Annotated in this window: 6 protein-coding genes and 1 pseudogene; all 7 read left to right on the forward strand. The window is 75.1% G+C overall.

The features are described 5' to 3' along the window. Nucleotides 1-181: 181 nt before the first annotated feature. Nucleotides 182-1,204: an MvdC/MvdD family ATP grasp protein gene (locus tag AKI01S_RS36875; protein WP_067828792.1), complete on the forward strand. Its 1,023-nt coding sequence runs from the start codon at nt 182-184 to the stop codon at nt 1,202-1,204. Further along, the gene (locus AKI01S_RS36880) at nt 1,205-3,043 is read left to right on the forward strand and encodes an ABC transporter ATP-binding protein (protein ID WP_067828795.1); all 1,839 of its coding nucleotides are present in this window, start codon (nt 1,205-1,207) and stop codon (nt 3,041-3,043) included. Between the two features lie 107 nt (nt 3,044-3,150). Then, nucleotides 3,151-4,263 (forward strand): FUSC family protein, encoded by a 1,113-nt coding sequence (locus tag AKI01S_RS36885; RefSeq protein ID WP_067828798.1) that lies wholly within the window; start codon nt 3,151-3,153, stop codon nt 4,261-4,263. A gap of 7 nt (nt 4,264-4,270) precedes the next feature. Beyond that, on the forward strand, nt 4,271-5,035 hold the full coding sequence (locus tag AKI01S_RS36890; RefSeq protein ID WP_067828800.1) for a MerR family transcriptional regulator: 765 nt from the start codon (nt 4,271-4,273) through the stop codon (nt 5,033-5,035). Then, nucleotides 5,035-5,880, forward strand: coding sequence for a YdbT family protein (locus tag AKI01S_RS36895; RefSeq protein ID WP_067828802.1), 846 nt, complete (start codon nt 5,035-5,037; stop codon nt 5,878-5,880). The genes AKI01S_RS36890 and AKI01S_RS36895 overlap by 1 nt, the downstream gene beginning before the upstream one ends. Before the next feature lie 27 nt (nt 5,881-5,907). Continuing rightward, on the forward strand, nt 5,908-6,516 hold the full coding sequence (locus AKI01S_RS36900) for an alcohol dehydrogenase catalytic domain-containing protein (protein WP_067828804.1): 609 nt from the start codon (nt 5,908-5,910) through the stop codon (nt 6,514-6,516). Nucleotides 6,517-6,528: 12 nt separating this feature from the next. Further along, nucleotides 6,529-6,841, forward strand: a pseudogene (locus AKI01S_RS36905) (AraC family transcriptional regulator); the annotation flags it as partial.

A 6,841-nucleotide genomic window follows, 5' to 3' on the forward strand; every position in this document is an offset into this window, starting at 1 on the left:
AAAACGGCGGCTTGTTCGGCGAAGATGATCTATGTCACGGTGATCGCGAGGTCGATCGGCGATCTTCGGCAGGACCGGTCGCCCGCTGACGCACCTCTCGCACGAGAAGGGCACGCCCATGAACGTCGTCCTCCTGCGTCCCCCGCCCGCCCGCCTTCCCGACGACGTCCGCGCCTGACGCATGGCCCGGGAGCGGAGCCAGGTCCTGATCCTCACCCAGGACTTCGACCCCACCGTCGATCCGGTGGTGCGGAGCCTGGACGAGCGGGGGGCACGGGTCGTCCGGATCGACCTCGGTTACTTCCCGAGGCGGCTGACCCTCACCGCCTCCGACTTCGACGGCGGCCACCGGCGGCTGCGGCACCGCGACGGCCGGATCGACCGCGAGCTGGACCTCGACGCGCTGTCCGGGGTCTGGTACCGGCGGCCCACCTCGTTCGACTTCGGCGAGGAGATGACCGAGGCCGAGCGGGAGTTCGCCCGGAACGAGGCGCTGATCGGCGTCGGCGGGATCCTCCGGTCCACCGACTGCCTGTGGATCAACCGCCCGGACCTGGACGCGGTCGCCGACCTGAAGCCGTACCAGCTCACCCTCGCCCGGAAGGCCGGGATGCGGGTGCCGCGGACCCTGCTGACCAACGACCCCGACGAGGTCGCCTGGCTGCTGGACCGGGGCGAGCACCGGCTCGTCCACAAGTCGCTGAGCGGCGGCGTGGTCCACCACCCGGGCGCGTCCCCGTCGGGGCTGTTCACCACCGTCGTCGGCGCGGAGACCCTCGAGCACGTCGAGCGGGTGCGGCACACCGTCTGCCAGTTCCAGGAGTACGTCGAGAAGGCCTACGAGGTGCGGCTCACCGTCATCGGCGACACCTATTTCCCGGTGACGATCGACTCGCAGTCCGACGACCGGACGCGCGTCGACTGGCGGGCCGAGCCGGAGGTCCGTTACGGCGACTACCGGCCGCTTCCGGACCGGGTCGTCGAGCAGACGCGGGAGCTGCTGGACGGGCTCGGGCTCGTCTACGCCGCCGTGGACTTCATCGTCACCCCCGAGGGCGAGCACGTCTTCCTGGAGGTCAACACGAACGGCCAGTTCATGTGGATGCAGAACGACCTCGGCCTGCCGATGACCGACCGCATCGCCGACCTGCTGGCGGAGGGGGGACCCCTCCGGCGCGGCGAGGTGCGGCAGGTCGGCTACTAGATGGACGACCCCGCGTCCGCGCCGGTCACCGCCGCCGAGCTGACCGAGCCGCCCCGGATCGAGCTGCGGCGGCTGCCGTCGCTGGTCGGGTCGGCCGTGCGGCTCGTGCTGGCGGCGGCCCGCCGGGAGTTCCTGCTGGTCACCGTCTTGCAGGCGGTGGCGGGGCTCGGCCTGGTGCTGCCCATCCTGGGCGGGCACGAGCTGCTGAACCGGATCCTGGCGGCCGGGAACGGCGCGGAGGCGCGGAGCGTGCTGGTGCCCGGGGCGGTCGTGCTCGGGCTGCTCGGCGTCATCGGCCTGGCCACCGCGGTCGCGGCCTCCCGCGACGACGTGCTCAGCGAGCTGATCAACCGGCACGCCATGGGACGCATCCTGGACGTCGCCTGCGCGGCCGACCTGGAGCGGTTCGAGCGGCCCGAGTTCCACAACCGGCTCGAACGCGCCTCGATGAGCGCGCGGATCCGCCCCCACCAGCTCGTCCAGGGGCTCGGCGCGCTGAGCAACGCGCTGATGGGCACCGCGGGCGTCGCGCTCGCGCTGCTGACGATCGAGCCGCTGCTCGTCCCCGCCACGCTGCTGGCGGGCGTCCCGCTGTGGCTGGCGGGGCTGCGGAGCGGGCAGCTCCTGTTCGACACGCTGTTCCGGCTCACCCCGGCCGAACGCGAGCGCAGCTACCTGCTGGAGATCCTCACCAACCGGCGCTCGGCCGTGGAGATCCGGGCGTTCGGGCTCGCCCCGTACCTGCGGGGCCGCTGGGACCGCCGCACCGACGAACGCCTCGCCGAGATCCGCGGCACCGCGCACCGGCGGCTGCGGATCACGCTGGCGGCCCGGTTCGTCAGCGGTACGGCGCTGGCGGCGGTGCTCGGCCCGGTGGTCGCGCTCACGGCGGCCGGGCGGCTGCCGGTCGCCGACGCGGGCGCCGCCGTCACCGCCGTGCTGCTGCTGGCGTCGCGGCTGCGGACCGCCGCGGCGGGCACCGACCAGCTCTTCGAGGCGGCCCCGTTCGTCGAGGACCTGCGGCGCTTCCTGCGTCCCACCGCGCCGCCGGCCGCGGCGGTCCCGGCGCCGCCGCCGTTCCGCAGGCTCACGGTGGAGGGTCTCGCCTTCACCTACCCGTCGGCGGACCGCCCCGCGCTCCGCGGCGTCGACCTGGAGATACGCGCCGGGCAGGTGGTGGCGCTGGTCGGCGAGAACGGCTCGGGCAAGACCACGCTCGCCAAGCTGCTGTCCCAGCTGTACCGGCCGCAGGCCGGGCGGATCCGCTACGACGGCGTGGACGTCACCGACGCCGACCCCGACGAGCTGCGCCGCTCCATCGCGGTGCTGTTCCAGGACTACCTGCGTTACCTGCTGCCCGCCGCCGACAACGTCGCGATGGGCCGCTGGGAGCGGGCCGAGGACCGGGCGGCGGTCGAGGAGGCCGCCCGGACCGCCGGGGCCCACCGTTTCCTGGCGGCGCTGCCGCAGGGCTACCAGACCCTCCTCGGCCCCGAGTTCTCCGGCGGCGTGGACCTGTCCGGGGGGCAGTGGCAGCGGGTCGCGCTCGCCCGCGCGTTCTTCCGGGACGCGCCGTTCGTCATCCTCGACGAGCCCACCGCCACCCTCGACGCCCGCGCCGAGCACGAGCTGTTCGAACGCCTGCGCACGCTGCTGACCGGGCGGACGGTGCTGCTCATCTCGCACCGTTTCGCCACCGTCCGCATGGCCGACCACATCTACGTCCTGGCCGACGGCCGGGTGGCCGAGCACGGCACGCACGAGGAGCTGATGGCGGCGGGCGGACGCTACGCCGAGCTGTTCGCCCTCCAGGCCGCGGGATACCTCGACGCGGTCTGACCCGTGCCGACCGACCCGTGCCCGGTATGTGATCCATCTCTCCGAATGGCGTTCCGCCGGGCGGGGATGGGGCCGGGATGGATCAGCGAGGACCATGGAGACGACCGGTGCCGTCGTGGCTGGTCCGGGAGTGGAACAACCCGCGGCGGCGGTGGCCCGAACGGGTCCATGTGATCGTCAAGGCCGTGCTGGCGGGCGTGCTGGCGTGGCTGGCCGGCCACCACCTGCTGGGCCATCCGCAGCCGTACTACGCGCCGCTGGCGGCCCTGCTCGGGGTGTACCCCACCGTGGAGCGGTCGCTGCGGGAGAGCCTGTCCTACGCCGGGAGCTTCGTGCTGGCGGTGGCGCTGGCGGTGCCGGTGGGGATGCTCCTCGGCCCCGGGCCGGTCGGGCTGGCGCTCGTGCTGACGCTGTCGCTGGCGCTGTCGAGCTGGTGGCGGCTCGGCGAGCAGGGGACGCAGATCCCGTTCATCTCCCTGTTCACCCTGCTGATGGGCGGCCACGACGGGCTGTCCTACGCGGGGCCCCGGCTCGGGGACGTCGCGGTGGGACTGGCCGTCGGGCTGGCGGTGAACCTCCTGGTGTTCCCGCCGCTGCACCTGCGGCGCGCCGAGTACGCCCTGGCCGAGGCCCGCGACGAGATGGTCGGGGCGCTGTGCCACCTGGCCGGCGCCGTGATCGACCCCGACGAGTGGGAGGGGTGGGAACGGCGCGAGCGGCGGCTGGTGCGCAGCGTCGACCGGGCCCGGCGGACGTGCGACCGCGCCTCCGACAGCCTGCGCGGCAACCCCCGGGCCGCGCTGCGCGCCCGCCGCGACGGGACGCACCCGTCCTGGCAGGGCGACTGGCGGGCGCCCCGGCAGATGGCGGTGCTGGAACGCGGGCTGGCCTACGTCCGGTCGATGGCCGGCACGGTGCGCCGGGCCGAGCCGTTCGAGGGGCCGTTCGCCCGCGCCTACGCCCGGCAGCTGCGGCTGCTGGCGGCGCAGGTGCGGCGGCTCCCCCACGGCGGCGACGCCCGCGCCACCGAGATCGCGTGCCGGGCGCAGGACCGGCTGGAGCGACCGCACAGCGACGCCGGGACCGACGCGCCGGGGATCTTCGACCCGCAGAAGGAGCTGATCCGGCTGAGCCGGGTGATGCTCGACGACGTGGGCGTCTCCGACGGCTCCGGACCCCGGGAGATCGCGTTGACCTTGACGCGACGGCAACGTTTCTAATGGGGGCATGCGAATCGGCGAACTGGCCGGCCTGGCCGGGGTGTCCACCCGGACCGTGCGGCACTACCACCACCTGGGGCTCCTCCCGGAGCCGGAGCGGCGCGCCAACGGCTACCGCGAGTACCGGCTGAGGGACGCGTTCGTGCTGGCCCGGATCCGGCGGCTGGTCGAGCTGGGGCTGTCGCTGGACGAGGTCCGCGACGTGCTGGCCGACCAGGGCGACCGGGACCTGCGGGAGATCCTGATGGGGCTGGACGCCGACCTGGCGCGGCAGCAGGAGGTGCTGGCGACCCGGCGGGCGCGGCTGGCGGCGCTGCTGGCCGAGGACGAGCTGCACCCCGACTCGACGGTCTCGCCCGACATCGCCGAGGTGCTGCGCGGGCTGTCCGGCGGCGACGACTCCCGGTTCGCCCGGCTCGACCGCGAGATGCTGACGCTGGCCTACGCGGGGACCGGGCCGGAGGACCAGGAGCGGATGACCGCGATGCTGCGGCCGCTGATGGAGCCGGAGGCGCTGGCGCGCGGGCACGAGCTGTACACCCGGCTCGACGAGATCGCCCACGCCGAGCGCGGCGATCCGCGCGTCGCGGCCCTGGCCCGCGACATGGCCGACCACCTGCCGCCGGAGATGACGGAGGCCATGGTCGAGCACCTGCCCGACGGGAGCCACCCCGAGCACGGGCACTGGCTGGAGGCGCTGGCCGACGAGATGACGCCCGCGCAGACGGAGGTCTTCCGGCTGCTGGTGACGATCCTGAAGGAGGAGCGGTGATGCTGGGAGCCGCGCGGGCCGTGCTGTACGCCGTGATCCCCGCCGAGCTGCTGCTCGGGATCCTGCTGGTGTCGGGGGTGCCGCTGCCGGGGCCGGTGGTCGTCGCCGCCGAGGCGGTCGTCGTCACGGCGCTGGCGCTAGAGGCGGCGGTGGTGTCCCGGCTGTACCGGGCCGAACGGAGGCGGGGGCCGGGCCGGCGGGCGGCGGCGCGGGCCGTGCGCGACCGGCTGGTGCCGCCGAAGGTGAGCCGTCTGATGATGTTCGACCTGCACGGCATGGTCTCCCTCGGGCAGTGGGCCGCGCGGCGCCGCGACGGGGTGCCGCCGGGGGCCGTCGCCGTCCCCTACGCGGGCGGCCAGAACCCGATGCTGCTGATGTGGCTGTTCGCGATGGCCGTGGAGGCGGCCGTGCTGGAGTTCCTGCTGCGGGGGCTGGGCGCGCCGGCCGGGCTGCGCTGGCTCTTCCTGGTGCTCGGGATCTACTCGGTGGTGTTCGTGCTGGCGTCCATCGCGGGCGGCGTCACCCGGCCGCACGTGGTCACCGAACGCGAGCTGCGGGTGCGGTACGGGGTGTACTTCGACGCGCGGATCCCCCGCGAGCTGATCGCCTCGGTGCGGCGGGTGCGCAACTTCGACGAGGACGGGCCGCCGGTCGAGGTCGACGGCGACCGGCTCGGCGTGGTGGTGGGCTCCCAGACCAACGTCCTGGTCGAGCTGGCCGGGCCGGTGACGGTGGTGCGTCCGTTCGGCGGGACCGCCGAGGTGCGGTCGGTGCGGTTCTACGCCGACGACCCGGAGGCCGCCGTCGCCTCCCTGCGGGCCCGGCCCGCGGCCCGCGCCGCCTGATCCGCCGCCCTGGCCTACCGTGGGGGCATGAAGGCTTGGAGCGTCCGGTCGCCGGGGCCGATCGCCACCGGCCCGGTCGTGCCCGTCGGACGCGACGTGCCGGACCCCGGACCCGGCGAGCTGCTGGTCCGGGTGCGGGCGTGCGGGGTGTGCCGGACCGACCTGCACGTCGCGGAGGGCGATCTGCCCGTCCACCTGCCGGGCGTGACGCCGGGGCACGAGGTCGTCGGGGAGGTCGCCGCCGCCCGCGAGCTGGCGCTGGGACTGGGGGCCGCGTGGGCGGGCGGCTCCCTCGACGAGGGGCCGGGGGCGCTGGACGCGGCGATCGTGTTCGCCCCGGCGGGCGCGCTGGTCCCGGCCGCGCTGGAACGCCTCGACCGGGGCGGGACGCTCGCCATCGCCGGGATCCACCTGACCGACGTCCCCGCGCTGAACTACCGGCGGCACCTGTTCCAGGAGCGCCAGATCCGGTCGGTCACGGCCAACACCCGCGCGGACGCGCGGGAGTTCCTGCGCCTGGCGGGCCGCCTGCCGTTGCGGATCGCCACGGTGCCCTACGGCCTGGACGAGGCCGACCGCGCCCTCACCGACCTGGCCGAGGGGCGCGTCAACGGCGCCGCGGTCCTGCTGACCTGACGGGGGGACGGGATGGAGTGGCGGGGAGCGGCGACGCTGCGACCGGGGCGGCTGCACTACGCGGGGGCGATCGCACCGGCCGCCGAGCACGCCCACCACGCCGTGCAGATCCTCGTCGCGAACGCCGGGGAACTGGTGCTGGGCGACGCGCACGGGACCCGGCTGGCGTGCCGTTCCGCGGTGATCCCCGCGAACGTCGCGCACTCGATCGTCCGGGGCGTCGAGGACGGGGTGCTGGTCCTCCTCGCCCCCGAGTCGGCGGCGGCCCGGCGGCTGGGCCGGGCGGGCGGCGACGCCGCCTCCTGGGCGCGGGCGGCCGCGGCGG

The organism is Actinomadura kijaniata NBRC 14229 (assembly GCF_001552175.1).
Taxonomy (GTDB): Bacteria; Actinomycetota; Actinomycetes; order Streptosporangiales; family Streptosporangiaceae; genus Spirillospora; species Spirillospora kijaniata.

Coding starts and splice junctions, on each gene's coding strand:
- AKI01S_RS36875 (WP_067828792.1), top strand. CDS start 182: ATGGCCCGGGAGCGGAGCCAGGTCCTGATCCTCACCCAGGACTTCGAC.
- AKI01S_RS36880 (WP_067828795.1), top strand. CDS start 1,205: ATGGACGACCCCGCGTCCGCGCCGGTCACCGCCGCCGAGCTGACCGAG.
- AKI01S_RS36890 (WP_067828800.1), top strand. CDS start 4,271: ATGCGAATCGGCGAACTGGCCGGCCTGGCCGGGGTGTCCACCCGGACC.
- AKI01S_RS36895 (WP_067828802.1), top strand. CDS start 5,035: ATGCTGGGAGCCGCGCGGGCCGTGCTGTACGCCGTGATCCCCGCCGAG.
- AKI01S_RS36900 (WP_067828804.1), top strand. CDS start 5,908: ATGAAGGCTTGGAGCGTCCGGTCGCCGGGGCCGATCGCCACCGGCCCG.